Raw genomic sequence first — 19,292 nt, forward strand, 5'->3', positions numbered from 1 at the left:
GAAAGATTTCGAGATGCAGCAAGGCGGCAAACGAGAGAGTCCCGATGAGCTGACATCAGTCAGTGATTCGGGCGCACGAGTGCAGCCAACACCGCTGCAGTTTGAAAGATAAAGGGGAATAAAAAAGGCAGAAACCGAAACGGCTCTGCCTTCTGCGAGCGATCACTCGCCCCTGGAGATGTATCGATAAAACAACAAAAAGAAATTAACTCTTACTGCCGGTTTATTCGCTTATGCCTTACGCAGCATAGCATCGATAAACTCTTTCCACGTGCTTAACTCAAAATCAACCATAACATCCTCTCTAATTATCGCGACTCATTATACGCCTATTTTTTGAACAGTCAAAATAGAAAGCTAGCGAATGATTTTGCACCATAAAAAAGGCCTGCTTGGTTCAATAGCAGGCCTGACGCTAAAATATCAGCTCAAATCAGATCTATCCCTTGGGGAAAACCCACAGGTGCTCTGCCGGTAAAGAGAGCGAACACAATTCCTCACGGCGCACCTGCGTACCATAGGCCCGGATGACAAAATCATCGGCTGCGGTGCGGAACAGATACTCCCAACGATCGCCCAGATACATGCTGGTCAGCAACGGTAAATTAAGCTGGTTACCCTGCGGATCATCAGCCAAATTGACGCGCTCAACCCGAATCACCGCTGTCCCTTCTTGACCCGCCACCACGCCTTCACCCGCCCTTCCCCACAGCGCCCAATCTTTTCCTTCGATTCGCGCTTTTCCTTCGCTGACTTGGGTCACTTTGCCATGTAAGCGGTTGTTACTGCCCATAAATTCCGCGGTAAACAGCGTTGATGGCGAACCGTACATCTCTTGCGGCGTCCCCTGCTGCTCGATTTTTCCGTTATTCAACAGCAAAATACGGTCAGAGATTGCCATCGCCTCATTTTGATCGTGGGTGACCATGAGCGCTGATAGGCCGAGTTTGATGATCAACTCACGCAGGAATACTCGAGCCTCCTCGCGCAGTTTGGCGTCCAGATTCGATAACGGCTCATCTAACAGAATAACCGGCGGGTTATAGACCAGCGCACGACCAATGGCTACACGTTGCTGCTGCCCACCCGAAAGCTGATGGGGATGACGATGGCCCAACGCCCCTAGCCCAAGCTGATCGAGCACCGCTTGTACTCGCTGGGTGATTTCCGCCGCTGGCGTTTTACGTAATTTCAGCGGATAAGCAATGTTCTCAAATACCGTTTTATGCGGCCATAATGCATACGACTGAAACACCAATCCCAAATTGCGTTCTTCGGCTGGAATTTCACGATTCATCTTGCCGTCATAAACCGTATTTTCACCAATAATGATATTGCCCTGACTCGGTTTTTCTAAACCCGCGACCGCGCGCAGTAAAGTGGTTTTTCCACTCCCTGACGGCCCCAGCAGCGAGACGACTTCACCACGCTTTAATTGCATCGATACCCCTTTTAATACCGGGTTATCGCCATAGGTGAGATGCAGGTTATCAACTGATAATTCAATCATTTAGTTTTACTCCAAAGCGCAATGCAATACCCAACCCCAATACCACCAGCAGGATATTAATAAAGGAGAGCGCGGCAACGATATCAATCGCCCCTGCCGCCCACAGTGAAACCAGCATCGACCCAATGGTTTCCGTACCCGGCGCGAGCAGATAAACCCCGGTGGAATATTCGCGCTCAAAAATCAAGAACATCAGCAACCATGAACCAATCAGGCCATAGCGTGATAACGGAATAGTGACATGACGAGTGACCTGACCGCGGCTGGCACCGTTGCTACGCGCCGCCTCTTCCAATTCTGGCCCCACTTGCAATAGGGTTGAAGAGATCAGCCGTAAGCCATAAGCCATCCACACCACGGTGTATGCCAGCCAGACACTGAAAATGGTACTGCGCAAGGACCGTAGCCACACTACCAGATTCTCTCGCAGCCATTCCGACATGGGTAACCCTGATAACCAGCCTTCTTTTAAGGAGTTATCGAGCCACATCGGTAGGAATAAGAAGACCCACAAGAAGGCTAACCCCGCTAATAGGCCCGGTACCGCACGCGGCACCAGCACACTGTAATCGAGAAAACGTGTCACGCCATCCGGTTTACGGTGCATCGCAATACCAATAAACAGATAGCAAATGACGGCTAATGCCCCACCGAACACCCCAATCGCCATTGAGTTAACGATCGCCCGCAACAGGTTTGGTTGCTGCCAAATGGTGCGGAACGTGTCGAGTGACAGTTCATCCCACAGCGATACCCCCATGCCCCAGTTAGAGACAAAGGCACGGAGTACCACCCCCAGCAATGGCACGCCGATGGTGACCGTCAGCCAAAATGCCACGACAGCACCGGCTATCCAGCGCCATTTCCCCAGCGGTAAAAGGCGTGCTTGAGACGCTTTACCTTTGACCGTGACAAAACGGTTGGCGGTGCGCATCAGGACTCGCTGTAACATCACCAGTGGAATAGTAATGCAGATGAGTACCACCGCGACGGCAGCCATCAGGTGGTAAGAAGGCGTGCCCAGCTTGTTGGTCAATTGGTAGAGATAGGTCGCCAAAACCAAGTTCCCTTCAGGATCACCCAATACCAACATCAGCCCGAACACTTCCAACCCAAGGAAGAATAGTAAGACGGTGATATACAAAATCGAAGGGCGCACCATCGGCAAACTCACTGCGGTCATCACCTGTAAAGGCGTGGCTCCCGCCGTGCGCGCCGCTTCTTCTACATCAGACCCAACGCTGCGTAATGCTGATGAGATGTAGAGATAAGCATGGGGGACGTGGGTCAGACCCGCAATCACCACGATGCTCGACATCGCATAAATATTCCAAGGCACAAACCCCAGCAGCGATTCCGCCCATAAAGAGAAGAAACCGACCGGCCCTGCCGCCACGACATAGCCAAAACCCAATACCATGGGCGAAACAAAGATAGGCACCAAAATCAGCGGTTCGATGATACGGCGGCCGGGTAGGTCAGTCCTGACCATCAAAAAGGCCAAGATCCCGCCTAATGGAATCGCGATAACCACTAGCCCGAAGGCCAGAATGAATCCACTTTTTAACGCCTTATAAAAATCAGGATCAGCAAAGATGAAGCGGAAGGCCTCAAGGCTGAACACCTTGGAAGGTGAGAAAAAGGGGGCGGAGAGAAAACTTTGAATCACAATAAATGACAGTGGTACGTAGATAACCAGTGTTGTTATCAGCACGACCAAGCCGCGCGGCAAGCTTTGCCACTTTCTGCGCAATGCTCTCATAATGAGTCCCGTTGGTTAAAAGTCCATGATAAAACCAGTGAAATCAAGGTACGTAGCGACAAGGATACGTACCCAGGGGATGCCTATTTTGCGGCGGCAGTGCGCCACTGTTTGATGTAGTCGAGACGTTTAGCCTGCTCCATATACTCCAAGAGGCTTTCATCAACGGCGATAGGTTTAAGTGCAGTTCCTAGTTTTTTGGTCATACCATCAATATCGTTGCTGCCTTCGATATCATTGCGTATGGAGGGAATATCTGACTGGTTAGCCAAAATGTTTTGGCCTGCTTCTGACAGCACATAGTTAACCCACAACTTAGCAGCATTGTTGTTGGTCGCATTTTTACTGATAAAAGTCACGCGTGACAGCACCAAAGTGTAGTCTTCAGGATAGGAAATCCCCAGCGACGGATCGGTTTTAGCGCGGGTTTCAGCATAAGAACCGAGGATATTAAACCCAATCAAATTCTCACCGGATGACACCCTTTCCATCATCGTCCCAGTCGAAGATTGCACGGTTAATCCCCCCTTTGCGATATCTGCCAGCGTTGCAAAGTAATGAGGATCAGCTTTGAAATCTTGTACGGATAGCATGAACCCTAAACCTGATTTTTCAATATCATAGGTAGTGACTTTCTTTTTGAATTTATCGGGTTGGCTTGCGATGAGTTTAGCCAATGCACCATGGGTTGTGGGCACATCTGCTGCAGGAATCAAACGTTTGTTGTAGATAAAGACCACGGGTTCGTAAGTGGTACCGTAGGCACTGTTTTTCCAGACAGCCCAAGTCGGTAGTTGCCCTTGCTCAGGAGAAAGGTACTCTTGCGCATAGTCCGTTGCCAGCTTCAGCGCCGTGTCCATAGAGGAACTCCATACCACGTCACCACTGAGGCTACCAGATGCCTGCTCACTGATATAACGGTTGTACAACTCAGTGCTGTTCATGTCGTTGTATTCGACTTTAATCCCTGGGTAGGCGGTTTCGAATCCTTTAATCAAGGGCGCGGCAGCTTTAATATCGGTGGAGGCGTAGACCACCACTTTGCCTTCTTTATTCGCGCCATCAATAACGTTTTGGTAATCAGTGGGGTAATAGGTGGGGAGTTGAGCAAAGGCTGGAATAGTCGCCAGTGCGGTTGTCGCTATCATCAATGCTTTCACTTTCCATAACATAATGTTAACTCCAATATCCATTTATGTAACGAAAAGTAAACATATAGTTAATATGTATGGCTAAGCAATGAAGTTAATTCTTTGTCTTCGTATTTTGTGACGACACGCATTCATCGCGCGAGGATAATCTTAGGCAGCAGCATAAAATGCTGGCTTATTCGTAATGACAGTCGTATTGATGAATGGATCGATTGCACTTCACTTGCCAGCGACACATTTCCGGAGTAGCGTGCTCCTTAACGGAAGATTTAGGCGAAAGAACGGATTCCATTAACTCATTGTTTGTTAGCTTATTGTTCAAATTACAGCGTGAAACTATGAAACACTCCATTGATTCGTTAAAAGAACTGGGCCGCTATGAAGATGCGGTGACAATGGCGCAGAATTTGCTGCGTAGCTCACCTGATAACGCCAGTCTGATGTATAAAATCGCCTCCCTTTATGACATTCAAGGGCTAGAATTACAGGCGATTCCCTTCTATCGTGCAGCCATCGATCACCATCTGGCAGGAAAAGAGTTACAGGAAGCCTATTTAGGGCTGGGGAGTACTTACCGCGCGCTCGGGCTATATCAGGAATCGTTAGAGACATTTGATCGTGCGTTGGCGATCTTCCCGCAAGCGAAAGAGCTAACTTTGTTTCGTGCCATGACGCTGTATAATTTGGGGGAAACCAAAGAGGCAGTAGCGGCGTTGTTAATTTTGTTAGCTGAGACCTCCAATCATCAGGATATTAGCCTTTATCAAAAAGCCATCCGCCAATATGCCGCTGACCTTGATCGTATTGGCTAAAACCGTAGATTATTGCTGGCGAGTGGGGTGCTGTAGCACCATCACATCCCTGCCCGGACAGCTGCGTCACTAAGGAATAATACACATTGCTTGAACTTGATCATATTGAGAAATACGAAGTAACTTATGACTTAATTGACTTTTAAATAGAGCTCAATCAAGTTCTTAGTTTGGTATTTTTTGTGTATATTCTGTTTATGCACTGAAACTGTTTTATCGCTAATAAATAACCTTTTTGATATTTCTTTGTTTGAAAGACCTGCAAGCATGAGTTCGAAAATGTCATTCTCTCTTTTTGTCAAAATATTTTCTTGTGACTCGTTTGTTTTGTTATTTTTCCTCATAAATAATTTGTGATTAAATACAAAATCATAAACAGACTTCTCAATATAATCTTGCGATTCTGATTTATTCATTATAAATGACGGCGAGCCGGCCATTAAATCAATATAATCACTAGACAGCGGGTTATCTTTAGTAAAGATAAACACCTCCCTTCTTTTTAATTTACTAAATTTGATAAATCTAAACTTATCCAATTTAGATAAACCATCCATATCAGCAATAATCACTTCACCTTTGGTTTTCCCCAAGTCACCCTCTAATTCCTTTAGACAATGAAATACTTTTATTTCTACATGGTGCCCGTTTTCATGAGAGAAACGCTCAATTAATTGCTTAAGGTAAAACCTAACCAAACCATGCTGACTAAATATAGTTACACTTTTCATTTTGAAACCCTATTTTATTTTGCTGGCTATTTGAAAAAATAAATATATATTTAAAAATTAATATTTTAATTTTTAAGGAGAAAGACATGACAATTTAAAGCCACTTTTATTTATTTTCCGTCCACCTAAGATATTTCTTGTTTTAAATTATATGACATAACAATCATGATGGATATTATGTTATTTTCATAGGGATGCAAAAAACACATGACGGAAAATAACCAATAAAAATCAATGTGATATTATTTTTGTTTTCATTTAAATAAAAAAACTGCTGGGGTTTTTATAAGAAAAACCCCACTAAGAAATGGCTTACATGTCGCTAAACTTCGCTATCTTGTTCTTTGAGTAATGAAGAGAAGGAATAACGCAGTTCATCAATGAGGGCTGAAGCTACTGGAGTTAGCTTTTTCGTTCTAGAGTAGACCAAGCTGTAGGCACCATCAGGAAATTGTTCTTTGATGGGAATAATCGAAATACGCTCTTTGAATTGCGGAATGAAAAGCATAGATCGAGGCGCAATGAATAAATAGTCCTCATTTAATACTAGTTGTTCAGCAATGGTGGGAGAATCACCGAAAATGACAGAACCCTGTTTACCTTCTTTATTTTGGAAAATTATTTCCTCTATATCGTTATAATACCCTGTACTGGCAGTAGGCAGGTACCATTTGGCATTTTTTAACTCACTCAATGAGGTACAATGCGAAAGTGGGTGCCCTTTCCGAGCAACGACAGAGAATTTAATCGTTGATAAATGTTCTTCAATAAAGTCATTCAATGAAATATCGGGTGAAACAACCCCCATGTAAAAATCAAGCCGATTAAGACGTAATGAGTCAATTATTTCTGAGAGTTGCCCCTCTGAAACAGTAATACGTGTTTCACTATAACGCTCTTGAAATTTTGTGATCACGCCAGGGACAATACTATAAGCGGGAAGATGAGAACATCCAAAAGTAATAGTCCCATGTGATGAATGTTCAATTTGTTGCAATTCATCCATAGCTCGTTCTAATTCATTTAGAATGGAATTCAATCTAGGTTCAAATATTCTGCCTAACTCAGTTAATATCACACCATTGGTTCCTCTTGCCAGCAGAGAAACGCCGAGGATCCTTTCAAGCTCTTGAATGCTACGCGTCATCGTCGATTGTGTCTGAAACAGAGCCTGAGAGGCAGCACTGATACTCCCATACTGTATAACTGCCCTGAGATTTCTCAGTTGGTTTATTTTAGGTAATTCTTTCATTATTCTCTCCGCACACGATAAACAATTACTGCGTTCGCTATTTCATTTTAGGCACTCTAACCCCACGCCCAATGATTAGTTCATATTTGGGATCAAAGTCGTAGCAACTTGCGTTATCATCGAAGTATCTAATCAACTTTGACTTTTGGCGATCTAAATCATCGCTAAAAAGTTGTTGTTCTGAACCAACACACATAGGTAACGTTTTTTCATGTTTGATGATGCTCAAAAAAGTTTGCTTAAGCTATATGGCATAAAAAATTGTGACACCATAAAAAAGGCCCGTCGTTGGCTTGATGAACAAGGTATTGCCTATCAGTTCCACGATTATCGCGTAGATGGGTTGAGTGACGAACGCCTACAAGGCTTTATCGATACATTGGGATGGGAAGCGTTGCTGAATACGCGCGGCACCACTTGGCGCAAGTTGCCAGAAACCCAGCGGGCTGGAATAACCGATGCCCAAGCGGCAAAAATGCTGATGTTAGAATACCCTGCCATCATCAAACGCCCACTACTAGAAGCTCCCAATGGCAATATGCTGCTGGGCTTTAACATAGAAAACTATCAATCCTTTATCCAAAACCAAACCGCTATTGAGGTGCAATAACATGATCTGTCCGGTAATCGAACTGGCTCAACAACTCATTAAGCGCCCGTCGCTCAGCCCGAATGATGCGGGCTGCCAAGAGATCATGATTAAGCGCCTTGAAGCGATTGGCTTTACCGTTGAGCCAATGAATTTTGGCGATACCCTTAATTTCTGGGCATGGCGTGGCGAAGGTGAGACGCTGGCGTTTGCAGGCCATACCGATGTCGTCCCTACCGGTGATGAAAGCCATTGGAGCAGCCCACCTTTTGAGCCGACCATTCGTGATGGCATGCTCTATGGCCGTGGTGCGGCCGATATGAAAGGTTCGTTGGCTGCGATGGTCGTCGCCGCTGAACGCTTTGTGGCCGCACATCCGGAACATAAAGGTCGATTGGCCTTTATGATTACCTCGGATGAAGAGGCGAAAGCGATTAACGGCACAGTGAAAGTGGTTAACGCGCTGATGGCACGCAATGAACGGCTGGATTACTGCTTAGTCGGCGAACCTTCAAGCACCGATAAAGTCGGTGATGTGGTCAAAAATGGCCGCCGAGGTTCGATTACCGCAAATTTGCGTATCCATGGCATTCAAGGGCATGTCGCCTACCCACATTTGGCGGACAATCCAGTGCACCGCGCGATGCCCGCGCTTAATGAGTTGGTTGCCACGCAATGGGATGAAGGAAATGAATTCTTCCCTGCCACCAGCATGCAGATTGCGAACTTACATGCCGGTACTGGCAGTAATAATGTGATCCCTGGTGAGCTCTATGTGCAGTTTAACTTCCGTTTCAGTACCGAACTGACCGATAGCATGATTCGGCAGCGCGTCGAAGCCCTGCTGACACGCCACCAACTCAAATACACGTTGGAATGGGTGCTTTCCGGTCAACCCTTCCTGACCTCGCGGGGCGCATTGGTCGATGCGGTGATCAATGCCGTCGAACATTATACTGAAATGACACCACAGCTTTTAACCACCGGCGGCACCTCTGATGGCCGTTTTATCGCCTTAATGGGCGCGCAAGTGGTGGAGCTGGGGCCAGTCAATGCCACAATTCATAAAGTGAATGAGTGTGTTCATGCGGCTGATTTACAACTGCTGAGCCGAATGTATCAGCGAATCATGGAGCAACTCATCGCATGACAGTTAATCCACTCACACCAGAAATGTTGACGGGCCGTTCAACGGCACATTTAGTGGTGTTAAGCGGTAATCATCGTATGCAGCCTGAAGCCGTTGATGCCTTTCAGGCCATGCAACGGGCAGCGAAAAACGCAGGTTTTGATTTACAGCCTGCCAGTACTTTTCGCGATTTTGACCGCCAGTTGGCTATCTGGAATGGTAAATTTCGCGGTGAGCGGCCGGTCTTAGATAAAGCGAGCCAGCCGATAGATATCAGCGCCCTTGACGATGCGTCCCGTTGTGAAGCGATTTTGCGTTGGTCAGCACTACCAGGGGCAAGCCGTCATCATTGGGGCAGTGATCTGGATATTTACGATCCCTCACTTTTGCCAGCAGAGACTAAACTTCAGTTAGAGCCATGGGAATACGAGACGGGCGGGTATTTTTATCCGCTGAGCCAATGGTTGACTGCGCATATGGCCGAATTTGGTTTTTACCGGCCTTTTCGCGAGGATAATGGCGGTGTCGCGGCAGAGCCTTGGCACTTGAGTTATCGCCCATTGTCAGCACAAGCTGAACATTTACTGACGCCCGACATCCTGCTCCATGCATGGCAGTCACAAGATGTGGCAGGTAGCGAGTGGCTGGCAAGCCATTTACCGCTGATTTTTTCGCGATTTATTACTGCGTCCACAACAACGGAAGGGCACTAATCATGCATTGGCTAGCAGATTACTGGTGGATAATCCTCATTATATTGGTGGGGATGGTCTTAAACGGCATCAAAGAGTTGCGCCGTCTCGATCATAAGCGTTTTTTGAGCAATAAACCGGAGATACCGCCCCACCGCGATAATAATGCGCAATGGGACGATGACGATGATTGGCCGGATAAAAACAAGAAAAAGTAACTGAACACGATGTCAGGTTACGCGAAGGGACGGTCTCCCTTCGCCACACTGGCTTAGCTTAACGCGATATCCTGTCGCAAATGCGCGATTGCACGTTCCAACATCGGTTGATTGATACCGTGCCCCATGTTGGGAATAAGATCGAATGTTACATGATTGCCCAATGCCGTTAAGCTCTTTGCTGCCGCGTTAGCGTGTTCAACACGAATCACCCCGTCCTGTTCACCATGAATCAAATGGAATACCACATCCGCTATCGGGTGGGGTGGCAAAGTCGCAAAGCGCCCACTGAAAGCAATAATCTGCCCCGCCAGCTGCGGTTGAGCTTTCACGCCCTCCAGTGACATGATAGTGCCTTGAGAAAACCCCACCAGTGTGGTCTGCTGCGCACCAAGGCCACTTTGTTGCTGCCATTGGCGTACCGTAGCAATAAATTCTGGCATCACGGTATCAATCCGCCCTTGGCGGCCCTCTTCGGTAATACCTTGCACGGAAAACCACTGCCGACCATTCCCCATCCCACTGGCAAATGGCCCGTCGATACTGACCACCAGCGCCTTAGGGAACGCCTGAGCAAAATGGCTACCGACCGGTGCCATCCCTGCCGCACTGTCGCCAACGCCATGAAACAGTAAAATCAAATATTCTGGATTTTCAGGTTGCTGCACGACGATAGATTTCTGACTCATTTGATGGCCTTTTTCATTAAGTGACGATAGCCATACTATACGGCCGCTAATAGCGGTAGGGATATTGGGTTTTCTTGATGAAGTTAGTGGGAATTATTGAAGATAAGGTATGAACGATTTGATTTATTTTGATAAATAACTTTTACCCACAAAAAGAGGCCCATTGGCCTCTTTAAATGGTTGGTAATACACTCAAATCGGTTTGACGACGACGTTACCTTTACTCTCAGCCATATCTTTAGCAGCCATAAAACGTTTAAACATTTCGACTTTGCTCTTTTGAATCGCTTTAAAATCAATCTGAGTTTTAGTATGGGTAGTGCTGCGTCCGTATTGCATAACAAGCTCCATCATTTATGTAGGTTAGGTTGTTCTCTTTGGCAAATTGCTTTACATACCTTGGATATATGGTGTTTAAGGCTTGGTTTTCAGCAACAAAATACAAAACTTCGATTCTTTCATTGTTGGCAATTTTTAGCATAAATGCGACTAAGGTACGATATAAATAGTGCAACTCGCCTAACAATAGATCAATTGCGCCTTGGGGTTTAGCAAATATTTGTGTCGGTTCTCGTTCTTCTTGCTGCCGGTTATAAAAACTGACGACGGAAACGAGTAAGCTACTCACTTTATCGCCAAGCATACTGTGCATTGTGACTGCCGCCACTGGATCTAAAGAAGGTGGGCAGAACATTAGCCTGACAGTAATCGAACGTTCTTCATCTTCAGCAAAAATAAATTCAATATCGATGTATCCCATTTCATCATCAATCTTGACCAATCCTTCAGTGACCAATCTGTGCATGTGCATCTAGCCTGGTATCCTTCGTTATACTCATCCTGAATATTCGAAAAATTTTAACTTAAAACACCCTCAATCACTGACGAAAACCTGAATCATTAAGTAAACAAAAGGAAACTGCGCACTGACGAGTCGCATCAACCCCCGCCATTCCTTCTGCGGCTTCCTGCCGCCAACGCGCGACCAATGCCTTACGTCCAGCAAGGCCGAGTGACCGGACTATCTCTGCTATAGAGACACCTTGCTGCAAGTATTGACGTAAAGCAGGAAGGGGTAATTCAGTCTGCGATAACAAACGCTGCAAGGCAGGTAAGCTGGCCTCTAATGGGCGAAATGCAAAGGCAAAACCGGCTAGCTCACGCCAATCATCCTCATTTAACGTGAAGTCAGGCTGCTCAGGCAGGGGTAACGATGGGGGCGTATCGATCTCAATCCATTGCTGCAACCAATACCAATCTCGCGCCAATTGCTGCTGCGCGCCATCACAAAGATGCTGACCCGCCTCACTCAACGGTAAAATTGCCATGGCAGCATAACAACCACTACTGGCTTCTTGATGACTGCCAATACGGGCCAATTGAAAGCCGCAGGTCTGCCAAAAATGGGCTAACTCCTCGGTATAGCCGAAACTGACAGACAGAAAATCCAGCCGTTCTGCTCGCGCACGTGTTTGTTCTGCGGCAATCATTTGTCGAGCAATGCCCTGTCGCCGCCACGAAGGGACGACTGCGACTCGACTGACTCGCCGTGATAACAGGGTCGGCGCGTGCCATTGCCCACTGTGAGCGGCCAAGGATTGCGCCACCAAACTGCCTTTGGGCCGCCGTCGACCCGCCCAAACATCTTGGGCTAACGCCTCGCTCAAACCGCCTTCATCCACCAACCATAATGCGCCGACCACGGAATCCTCGGCTTTCGCTGCCGAAAAATGCATCCCAGGCGCATCCATCAACCGTCGCAGATCAAGGGGTGTTGTACGGTAATGTGCGCTGGAAAGTAAACCATAGAAATGCCGCAGTAAGGCAGGATCCGCTAACCAATCACGCTGCTCACAGGCCATGATATCGACTGATGCAAAGGAGGGTGTGATGGAAGCAACTTGCTCATCAAACAGTAAAGCGGCATCCACAATACGCTCAAGCGGATCGTTGCTCACCCAACGGATAGGATCCGTTAACGTCAGATGATGCCAATCCGTAAGCGTGGCACAAAACTTCAGTAAAAAGCCCCGCCCAGTGCCTTCATAGCCTTGTACCGTGGTGGTCAGCAGCGCTCGCGGGAAGTAAGCCAGCAATGAGGATAATAGTGCCGTGGGGATGGCGGCAGCTTCATCGATCAACAACCAGTCAACCTCACTGACATCATGCTGTCGGCAGTAATCGAGCAAGGCATCTGGCGCCCAAAATCGCGCCCGTTCCCCTGCGCGTGCATTCAATGCTTGAGTCGCGGCCTTACCCGGCCCGGTGACCCAACAGTTGCCTTGCCACTGCGCGACCAACATGCCCGCAAGGGTTGATTTGCCACGGCCACGCGCGGCGGTCAGTACCCATGACCCCTTCTCGGCTCGCATCAAACGCTGAAGAATATGATGTTGTTCGACGGTCGCCGTGCCGTCAGGCCGTAGCCAGTTAGGACGTGAGTCCATCATTGGTACAGGCTGCGGCTGGTCCTGTTGCCACACCACGACATCAGTATCGGCTAAGAGATGGCGCTGTAAGTGGCGAATAAAGTTTGGCGTGGTGATAGGTTCGCTTTGCTCACTCCATCGTAAGCTATCGGTATCGGGTATATTCGGCCAGTGTTCCCACTCGGGCACTAACAGCACCAGCCAACTCCCAGCCTGTAGTGTCCCCGCCAATACCGCCAGAGCCTCCGTATTCAAGCCAGCAGTCGCATCAAATACGCCGTGCAGCCGCTCCTGCCCCAATAAGGTTTTTGCCGCTGTAGGATGAATGCCTTGGGTATCGGCGGGAAAATCTTCACCCATCCATACCCATTCACCGGCCAATTGTTGACGCAGATTAACGGCCTGTTGGCGCGACCAATCCGCATGACCACTCAGCACGAGCAAGCGGCGAATCCCTTGCTGCGCCATCAAGGGTTGGTTGGCAACAATCCCGTTATTCACGCTAGGATTTACCAATAACCAACGAGAGCAATCCGGCGGCGATTAATGGCCCTACCGGCACGCCTCTGAACAACGCTACCCCCAGCACGGTACCGACCAATAACCCAGCCACTACCGACGGTTGATGCGTCATCAGTGAAACACCGCGCCCACCGAGCCATGAGACGGCGACACCAACCACAATGGCCAATATCGACTTCCATTGAACAAAGGAGTGAAGTACCTCGCTGGCGCTAATTTTGCCGCTGGCGATCGGGGTCATCACCCCGATGGTCAAAATCAGAATACCGATGGTTAAACCGTATTTTTCTATCCACGGGAAAAACTGATTCAGAGGGGTGATGCGAATGGCCAGTAAGGTCAAAATGGCGAGTGTCACGGTCATGTTGTGGCTGATAATGCCAAGCGCAGCTAACGCTAAGAGGATCAATAAAGTTGGATCGAGAGCGGCCATGGTTAATTCTGCCTTGCATGAAATGCCGGTCACGACAGTACCGGCAGAAGAAAGTGGCCTTATGATAATCGCTGGTGGCGTGAGGTTCTAGCGCTATTAACGGCTGGCGAAGGTGTTACAGCTATTAGGATCTCCGCTGTCGAAACCTCGTTTGAACCAAGTATACCGTTGCTGCGATGTACCATGAGTAAAGCTATCGGGCACCACGCGCCCTTGGCTTTGCTGCTGTAGCCTATCATCGCCGATGGCTTGTGCCGCATTGAGGGCTTCTTGTAAGTCACCCACTTCAAGCACTTGCTGTTCATCCATCGCTTTGCCCCAGACCCCAGCGAAGCAGTCAGCCTGCAATTCCATTTTGACCGATAACCGATTTGCTTCCGCTTGAGTTGCTCCCTGCTGCTGCTGGCGAACTTTGGTATCGATGCCCATTAGGTGCTGCACATGGTGCCCAACTTCATGGGCAATGACATACGCCTGAGCAAAATCACCGCCCGCACCCAGCTTATTTTTCATCTCTTCATAGAATGATAAATCGATATACACCGTGCTGTCTGCGGGGCAATAAAATGGTCCCATGACTGACTGCCCCGTACCACAGCCGGTACGAGTTGCACCACGATACATCACCAGTTTTGGCTCTTGATAAGTGCGACCCATTTTTTGGAAAATCGGCTTCCACGTATCTTCCGTATCCGCCAAAACGACTGACGTAAACTTGGCGTATTGGTCATCTTTGGCGCTGACAGAACTTGGCGCGCGTGGCTGAGTCTGGGTTTGTGACATCGGATCACCGCCATTCAATAGCGGTGTTAAATCGACCCCGTAATAGCCCGCGACCAGCACGACAATCAGGATAACCAGCCCGCCCTTGCCACCAATCGGTGGACGAAATCCGCCGCCACCGGATGAATTTCCCCGCCGGTCTTCCACATTGTCACTTTCACGACGACCTTGCCAACGCATAGCTTTACTCCCAGAGATATTTCTTACCCATTATCGTAGGAAATATATTGAGCCAATACCATTAAAAGAAGGAATGATTACCCACACTAGAAGCGTCTAAGGGGTTATACCGCAGCGTGAGGAAGGGAGAAATTGTTCTGTGGGACGCAAAAAAGCATGGGGAGATAGAGGCTATCTCCCCTGAGAAGGGTTACGTCAGGTTAACGTAATCGATTGCGCAGTTAGTCTAATTTTACGCCGATACGGTGCGCAACTTCTTCGTAGGCTTCAATCAAGCCACCCAGACTTTGACGGTAACGGTCTTTATCCATCTTGTTCAGGGTCTTCTTATCCCACAAACGGCTGCCATCAGGTGAGAACTCATCACCCAATACCACTTCACCGTTAAACAGGCCGAATTCCAGTTTGAAATCCACCAAGATTAAACCCGCATCGTCAAACAACTTGCTCAGCACATCGTTAGCCAAATAGCTCAGTTCTTTCATCCGTGCTAATTGTGCTTCCGTTGCCCAACCAAACGTTTTGCAGTAAGACTCGTTAACCATCGGATCGTGCATGGCATCGTTTTTCAAAAACAGATCAAACAGCGGTGGATTCAGCTCTAAGCCTTCTTCGATACCCAAACGTTTTACCAACGAACCCGCAGAGCGGTTACGGATAACACATTCAACTGGGATCATCTCCAGTTTTTTGACCAGCACTTCGGTATCAGACAGCAAACGTTCCATTTGAGTAGGAATACCGGCTGCTTCCAATTTAGCCATAATGAAATGGTTAAATTTATTATTCACCATGCCTTTACGATCGAATTGCTCAATGCGCTGACCATCCAGTGCTGACGTATCATTACGGAACTCCAGTACCAATAGGTCAGGATTTTCGGTGGTATAGACGGTCTTCGCCTTCCCACGATACAACTCAGCTAGCTTTTGCATCTTATGACTCCAGTGATGTGCGAAAGAATAAAGGGGCCGAAGCCCCTTTGATGTTATTTGGTACTGCTGACGCCTGTCTGGCTAAACGCCGCCTGGAACACCGCAACTAGCGCATCATTCTGCGACTGAGTTAAGGTTTGTCCTTTCGGACCGATGAATTGCAGGCTGCTGCGGTTATCTAGGTCACCGACTTGCAGCTTGTAATCACCTTCTGGCAATTCAGGGTCTTTGGCCCCCAACGCATCCCAGCTACTGCTGCTCATGGATTTGTTGGTGACGTTAATGGAACCTTGCGGACGGCTGCGATCGGTCACTTTCATGCCGACTTTCTCAAGCGCGGCCGGTAGACGCTCCCACAACACAGCATAAGGTGCACGAACAATCAGTTGCGGTAAGCCAGTATCATCGCTGCCGCTTTGAACATCCAGCGTACCCACTTTACGGGCAGCTTGGCTGCTTTCACTGTCTGAACGGACCTTATCCAAACCTTCGATGATAGCGTTCAGCATGGCGCCGTTATAACGCTGGATTTCGGTATAGCTGGTCACTGGGTTGCCACCTTGCTGCAATGCAAGGGATTTCACCACCAACGCGAGCTGATAACCTTGTTCCTGCACACTTATCTGGTAACGGCCTTCAAATTGCACGTCTTCATCGGCACGATTCCATTTAACCCAGTCAGTGGTCAGCGTTTGGCTGGCATCTTGACGGCTGGCTATCGTCCAGTTCTTATCTTGAAGAACGCGGGTAACTTGCGACCACAGATTACGGTTTTGCGGGCTATTTTCTAACAATAGCTTGCTGGTATCGTTGGCATTTTCAGCACGAGAGCCGCTTAACAATGCCAGAGGTTGTACCGGTGGACGAATGTCCAACTGCTTGCCCACTGCGCCTTGAGAGTTGACGGAACGGACATCAAATTCGCCATTTTGGATCGGCAGAATCATGCCTGCCGGTGAGTTAAGCGGTTTCAACCCTGGCGCTTCCAAATAAGACTCGTCACCGCTAACTTGGCGTTTGTAGCGTTGGTCAGTGGTACAGCCTGCTAGCAGCATTGCCAGCGAAACACCCACTACCGTTACCACCGTCGACTTTTGCAATGTTATTGCCATCAAATTTCCCTAAGAGTTACAGCAAACCTGCGCTTTTCAACGCGTCTTCCACAATCCGTTTGGACGGATCAGTCAGTGGGGTCATCGGCAAACGCAATGTATCATTCGCCATTAATCCCAGTTTCTTTGCGGCCCATTTCACCGGAATTGGGTTTGCTTCTACAAATAAATGCTGATGCAACGGCATCAAGCGCTGATTCAAACGGCGTGCTTGCGCAAAGTTACCTTGTACAGCCAATGCACAAAGTTCAGCCATTTCACGGGCAGCGATGTTCGCCGTGACCGAAATAACCCCTTTGCCACCCAGTTGCATAAAGTCCAGCCCGCTCGCATCGTCACCACTGAGCAGGATGAAATCTTCATCGTCAACCAGCACTTGGATCTGACTAACACGACTTAAGTTCCCTGTTGCCTCTTTAACAGCAACAATATTTTTAATCTTGGCTAAGCGAGCAATGGTTGGCGGTAACATATCGCAACCGGTACGCGAAGGAACATTATAGAGAATTTGTGGTAAATCGGTACTTTCAGCAATCGCTTTAAAATGCTGATATAAGCCTTCTTGCATCGGCCGGTTATAATAAGGCGTGACCGTTAAGCAGCCCACAACACCGGTATCATTGAACCGTTGTGTAAGAGAGATGGCTTCAGAGGTGGCATTAGCGCCAGTGCCAGCAATGATGGGAATACGGCCATCAGCCAGTTCAAGGGTCTGCATGACCACATCGACGTGTTCGTCATGGTTCAGCGTGGCAGACTCACCCGTGGTACCCACGGACACAATGGCCGCTGTCCCGCTGGCGACATGATAATCAATCAGTTTCTTAAGGCTCGCACGATCGACAGCACCTTTGTCGTCCATCGGCGTTACCAGTGCAACTATGCTGCCTGTAAACATCGGACTTCCCGTAAACATTGCCCACCCCCTCCTTAAACAAGTTACTCATGGTACTTTTGACCTCTATCCAAAAGCAAGCAAACAACTGTGTTGTAAGCGCTTGGCAGCAGGTTTTTTTTGTGTTTACCATGGTAACCCCAAAGAGCATGACAGGAAGAGCGATTTTGCCGCAGCTTGATGAACATTATCTGGTCATTACCGCACTGGGTGCTGACCGCCCTGGAATCGTGAATACCATCACCCGCCATGTCAGTAGCTGCGGTTGTAATATCGAAGATAGCCGGCTGGCCATGTTCGGTGAAGAGTTCACATTTATTATGCTGCTTTCAGGCAGTTGGAATGCCATTACGCTGTTGGAATCGACTTTGCCGCAAAAAGGCGCAGAGCTTGATTTACTCATTGTGATGAAACGGACCAACGCCCAAGACCAGAAAGCGATGCCAGATACGGTATGGGTAAAAGTTGAAGTGAATGACTCCCCACACATTATTGAACGCTTTACCAACCTGTTCCATTGCCACAATATGAACATTGCGGAGTTGGTTTCTAAAACTCAACCGGCGGAAGGCAATACACCTCCTCGGCTGCATATCCAGATGAGTGCACACAGTCCTGCGAGCCAAAACAGTTCAACAATTGAACAGGCTTTTTATCAGCTATGTACAGAACTCAATGCACAAGGCAGTATTAGCGTTGTGAACTATCCACAGCATGACTCAAGAATGGAGAGTTAGTAATGAGCCCATTGAAAGCCGGTGATACAGCGCCAAAATTTAGTTTGCCTGACCAAGACGGTGAGCAAATTAGTTTGGCCGACTTCCAGGGACAACGTGTCTTGGTCTACTTTTATCCTAAAGCCATGACACCAGGCTGTACTGTTCAGGCCTGTGGTCTGCGGGACAATATGGATGAATTGAAACAAGCGGGTGTCGAAGTGCTGGGCATTAGCACCGATAAACCTGAAAAACTGTCACGTTTTGCCGAGAAAGAACTGCTAAATTTCACTCTGTTGTCTGATGAAGATCATCAGTTGGCAGAGCAGTTTGGCGTTTGGGGCGAAAAAAGTTTTATGGGTAAAACCTATGATGGTATCCACCGCATCAGCTTCTTAATTGATGCTGACGGTAAAGTGGAGCATGTCTTTGATAATTTCAAAACGACCAACCACCACGATATCGTGCTGGACTATGTGCGCCAAAGCGCCTGAGTTATTTTGACTTTGCGATGATTCATCATGAGCAAAAAAGAGCGCCTAGGCGCTCAGACTGCTGACAAACACCGATGACTCGGACTAGAACGGTGAGGACAGGCAGAAGAGTAAAGCGTCCGCGCCAAGGATGGCGCGGCTCGAGCCATCAGGGATGATTTTACGGCGTCTTTACGATCTGCTTGTCCTCTCCGCAATCGGCACTTTGCCAGCCATCTCACTTTCTTATGGGTTTAACACTTAAATTTCAATCCAGCT

At 48.0% G+C, this 19,292-nt stretch carries 21 protein-coding genes; 7 read left to right on the forward strand and 14 right to left on the reverse strand.

The features are described from left to right. Positions 1 to 439: 439 nt before the first annotated feature. The 3 genes from BN68_RS15505 to BN68_RS15515 form a co-directional block, all read right to left on the reverse strand. The gene (locus BN68_RS15505; protein ID WP_019212081.1) at positions 440 to 1,510 is read right to left on the reverse strand and encodes an ABC transporter ATP-binding protein; all 1,071 of its coding nucleotides are present in this window, start codon (positions 1,508 to 1,510) and stop codon (positions 440 to 442) included. Continuing rightward, on the reverse strand, positions 1,503 to 3,272 hold the full coding sequence (locus BN68_RS15510) for an ABC transporter permease (RefSeq protein WP_019212082.1): 1,770 nt from the start codon (positions 3,270 to 3,272) through the stop codon (positions 1,503 to 1,505). Before BN68_RS15510 ends, BN68_RS15505 begins: the two co-directional genes overlap by 8 nt. Before the next feature lie 83 nt (positions 3,273 to 3,355). After that, entirely contained in the window at positions 3,356 to 4,444 is a 1,089-nt protein-coding gene (locus tag BN68_RS15515) for an ABC transporter substrate-binding protein (protein WP_019212083.1), read from the reverse strand. 317 nt (positions 4,445 to 4,761) lie between these two features. On the opposite strand from BN68_RS15515, the gene BN68_RS15520 reads away from it, so the two are divergent. Beyond that, positions 4,762 to 5,235: a tetratricopeptide repeat protein gene (locus BN68_RS15520; protein WP_042806892.1), complete on the forward strand. Its 474-nt coding sequence runs from the start codon at positions 4,762 to 4,764 to the stop codon at positions 5,233 to 5,235. A 131-nt stretch (positions 5,236 to 5,366) separates the two neighbouring features. Here BN68_RS15520 and BN68_RS15525 read toward each other — a convergent pair whose 3' ends face one another. Both BN68_RS15525 and BN68_RS15530 read right to left on the reverse strand, forming a co-directional pair. Beyond that, positions 5,367 to 5,966, reverse strand: a complete 600-nt coding sequence (locus tag BN68_RS15525) for a response regulator transcription factor (protein WP_019212085.1) — start codon at positions 5,964 to 5,966, stop codon at positions 5,367 to 5,369. Between the two features lie 322 nt (positions 5,967 to 6,288). After that, complete coding sequence (locus BN68_RS15530) at positions 6,289 to 7,218, reverse strand: LysR substrate-binding domain-containing protein (protein WP_019212086.1); 930 nt, start codon at positions 7,216 to 7,218, stop codon at positions 6,289 to 6,291. 211 nt (positions 7,219 to 7,429) lie between these two features. Between BN68_RS15530 and BN68_RS15535 the strand changes: the two genes are divergently transcribed. Genes BN68_RS15535 through BN68_RS15550 form a run of 4 tightly spaced genes read left to right on the forward strand, consistent with a single transcriptional unit; the run spans position 7,430 to position 9,846 of the window. Then, on the forward strand, positions 7,430 to 7,828 hold the full coding sequence (locus BN68_RS15535) for an ArsC family reductase (protein WP_019212087.1): 399 nt from the start codon (positions 7,430 to 7,432) through the stop codon (positions 7,826 to 7,828). 1 nt (position 7,829) lies between these two features. Next, on the forward strand, positions 7,830 to 8,957 hold the full coding sequence (gene dapE / locus BN68_RS15540) for a succinyl-diaminopimelate desuccinylase (RefSeq protein ID WP_019212088.1): 1,128 nt from the start codon (positions 7,830 to 7,832) through the stop codon (positions 8,955 to 8,957). Continuing rightward, on the forward strand, positions 8,954 to 9,649 hold the full coding sequence (locus tag BN68_RS15545) for a M15 family metallopeptidase (protein WP_019212089.1): 696 nt from the start codon (positions 8,954 to 8,956) through the stop codon (positions 9,647 to 9,649). Before dapE ends, BN68_RS15545 begins: the two co-directional genes overlap by 4 nt. A 2-nt stretch (positions 9,650 to 9,651) precedes the next feature. Beyond that, positions 9,652 to 9,846, forward strand: a complete 195-nt coding sequence (locus BN68_RS15550) for a YpfN family protein (RefSeq protein WP_019212090.1) — start codon at positions 9,652 to 9,654, stop codon at positions 9,844 to 9,846. 53 nt (positions 9,847 to 9,899) lie between these two features. Here BN68_RS15550 and ypfH read toward each other — a convergent pair whose 3' ends face one another. From ypfH to dapA, 9 genes are all read right to left on the reverse strand, one after another. Next, a complete protein-coding gene (gene ypfH, locus BN68_RS15555) occupies positions 9,900 to 10,535 on the reverse strand; it encodes an esterase (RefSeq protein WP_019212091.1) in 636 nt (211 codons plus the stop codon). A gap of 192 nt (positions 10,536 to 10,727) precedes the next feature. After that, the gene (locus BN68_RS24165; protein WP_019212092.1) at positions 10,728 to 10,874 is read right to left on the reverse strand and encodes a hypothetical protein; all 147 of its coding nucleotides are present in this window, start codon (positions 10,872 to 10,874) and stop codon (positions 10,728 to 10,730) included. After that, on the reverse strand, positions 10,843 to 11,340 hold the full coding sequence (locus tag BN68_RS15560) for a hypothetical protein (protein ID WP_145494190.1): 498 nt from the start codon (positions 11,338 to 11,340) through the stop codon (positions 10,843 to 10,845). The genes BN68_RS24165 and BN68_RS15560 overlap by 32 nt, the downstream gene beginning before the upstream one ends. A gap of 73 nt (positions 11,341 to 11,413) precedes the next feature. Continuing rightward, positions 11,414 to 13,465, reverse strand: coding sequence for a tRNA(Met) cytidine acetyltransferase TmcA (locus BN68_RS15565; RefSeq protein ID WP_019212094.1), 2,052 nt, complete (start codon positions 13,463 to 13,465; stop codon positions 11,414 to 11,416). A gap of 1 nt (position 13,466) precedes the next feature. Continuing rightward, positions 13,467 to 13,919: a DUF441 domain-containing protein gene (locus tag BN68_RS15570; protein ID WP_004876835.1), complete on the reverse strand. Its 453-nt coding sequence runs from the start codon at positions 13,917 to 13,919 to the stop codon at positions 13,467 to 13,469. Between the two features lie 96 nt (positions 13,920 to 14,015). Further along, positions 14,016 to 14,882, reverse strand: a complete 867-nt coding sequence (gene ypfJ, locus BN68_RS15575; protein ID WP_019212095.1) for a KPN_02809 family neutral zinc metallopeptidase — start codon at positions 14,880 to 14,882, stop codon at positions 14,016 to 14,018. A gap of 221 nt (positions 14,883 to 15,103) precedes the next feature. Beyond that, a complete protein-coding gene (gene purC, locus BN68_RS15580) occupies positions 15,104 to 15,817 on the reverse strand; it encodes a phosphoribosylaminoimidazolesuccinocarboxamide synthase (protein WP_019212096.1) in 714 nt (237 codons plus the stop codon). A 53-nt stretch (positions 15,818 to 15,870) separates the two neighbouring features. Beyond that, entirely contained in the window at positions 15,871 to 16,929 is a 1,059-nt protein-coding gene (gene bamC / locus BN68_RS15585) for an outer membrane protein assembly factor BamC (protein WP_019212097.1), read from the reverse strand. Positions 16,930 to 16,945: 16 nt separating this feature from the next. Continuing rightward, positions 16,946 to 17,827: a 4-hydroxy-tetrahydrodipicolinate synthase gene (gene dapA / locus BN68_RS15590; protein WP_019212098.1), complete on the reverse strand. Its 882-nt coding sequence runs from the start codon at positions 17,825 to 17,827 to the stop codon at positions 16,946 to 16,948. 164 nt (positions 17,828 to 17,991) lie between these two features. Here dapA and BN68_RS15595 point away from each other — a divergent pair, with 164 nt between their 5' ends. Continuing rightward, complete coding sequence (locus tag BN68_RS15595) at positions 17,992 to 18,561, forward strand: glycine cleavage system transcriptional repressor (RefSeq protein WP_019212099.1); 570 nt, start codon at positions 17,992 to 17,994, stop codon at positions 18,559 to 18,561. Positions 18,562 to 18,563: 2 nt separating this feature from the next. Next, on the forward strand, positions 18,564 to 19,034 hold the full coding sequence (gene bcp / locus BN68_RS15600) for a thioredoxin-dependent thiol peroxidase (protein WP_019212100.1): 471 nt from the start codon (positions 18,564 to 18,566) through the stop codon (positions 19,032 to 19,034). Positions 19,035 to 19,292: the final 258 nt, after the last annotated feature.

The sequence above is a fragment of the Yersinia massiliensis CCUG 53443 genome (assembly GCF_000312485.1).
GTDB classification, from domain to species: Bacteria; Pseudomonadota; Gammaproteobacteria; order Enterobacterales; family Enterobacteriaceae; genus Yersinia; species Yersinia massiliensis.

Bases quoted from the DNA above. Each gene is read 5' to 3' on its own strand.
- BN68_RS15505 (WP_019212081.1), bottom strand. From the start codon at position 1,510: ATGATTGAATTATCAGTTGATAACCTGCATCTCACCTATGGCGATAAC.
- BN68_RS15510 (WP_019212082.1), bottom strand. From the start codon at position 3,272: ATGAGAGCATTGCGCAGAAAGTGGCAAAGCTTGCCGCGCGGCTTGGTC.
- BN68_RS15515 (WP_019212083.1), bottom strand. From the start codon at position 4,444: ATGTTATGGAAAGTGAAAGCATTGATGATAGCGACAACCGCACTGGCG.
- BN68_RS15520 (WP_042806892.1), top strand. From the start codon at position 4,762: ATGAAACACTCCATTGATTCGTTAAAAGAACTGGGCCGCTATGAAGAT.
- BN68_RS15525 (WP_019212085.1), bottom strand. From the start codon at position 5,966: ATGAAAAGTGTAACTATATTTAGTCAGCATGGTTTGGTTAGGTTTTAC.
- BN68_RS15530 (WP_019212086.1), bottom strand. From the start codon at position 7,218: ATGAAAGAATTACCTAAAATAAACCAACTGAGAAATCTCAGGGCAGTT.
- BN68_RS15535 (WP_019212087.1), top strand. From the start codon at position 7,430: ATGTTTGATGATGCTCAAAAAAGTTTGCTTAAGCTATATGGCATAAAA.
- dapE (WP_019212088.1), top strand. From the start codon at position 7,830: ATGATCTGTCCGGTAATCGAACTGGCTCAACAACTCATTAAGCGCCCG.
- BN68_RS15545 (WP_019212089.1), top strand. From the start codon at position 8,954: ATGACAGTTAATCCACTCACACCAGAAATGTTGACGGGCCGTTCAACG.
- BN68_RS15550 (WP_019212090.1), top strand. From the start codon at position 9,652: ATGCATTGGCTAGCAGATTACTGGTGGATAATCCTCATTATATTGGTG.
- ypfH (WP_019212091.1), bottom strand. From the start codon at position 10,535: ATGAGTCAGAAATCTATCGTCGTGCAGCAACCTGAAAATCCAGAATAT.
- BN68_RS24165 (WP_019212092.1), bottom strand. From the start codon at position 10,874: ATGCAATACGGACGCAGCACTACCCATACTAAAACTCAGATTGATTTT.
- BN68_RS15560 (WP_145494190.1), bottom strand. From the start codon at position 11,340: ATGCACAGATTGGTCACTGAAGGATTGGTCAAGATTGATGATGAAATG.
- BN68_RS15570 (WP_004876835.1), bottom strand. From the start codon at position 13,919: ATGGCCGCTCTCGATCCAACTTTATTGATCCTCTTAGCGTTAGCTGCG.
- ypfJ (WP_019212095.1), bottom strand. From the start codon at position 14,882: ATGCGTTGGCAAGGTCGTCGTGAAAGTGACAATGTGGAAGACCGGCGG.
- purC (WP_019212096.1), bottom strand. From the start codon at position 15,817: ATGCAAAAGCTAGCTGAGTTGTATCGTGGGAAGGCGAAGACCGTCTAT.
- bamC (WP_019212097.1), bottom strand. From the start codon at position 16,929: ATGGCAATAACATTGCAAAAGTCGACGGTGGTAACGGTAGTGGGTGTT.
- dapA (WP_019212098.1), bottom strand. From the start codon at position 17,827: ATGTTTACAGGCAGCATAGTTGCACTGGTAACGCCGATGGACGACAAA.
- bcp (WP_019212100.1), top strand. From the start codon at position 18,564: ATGAGCCCATTGAAAGCCGGTGATACAGCGCCAAAATTTAGTTTGCCT.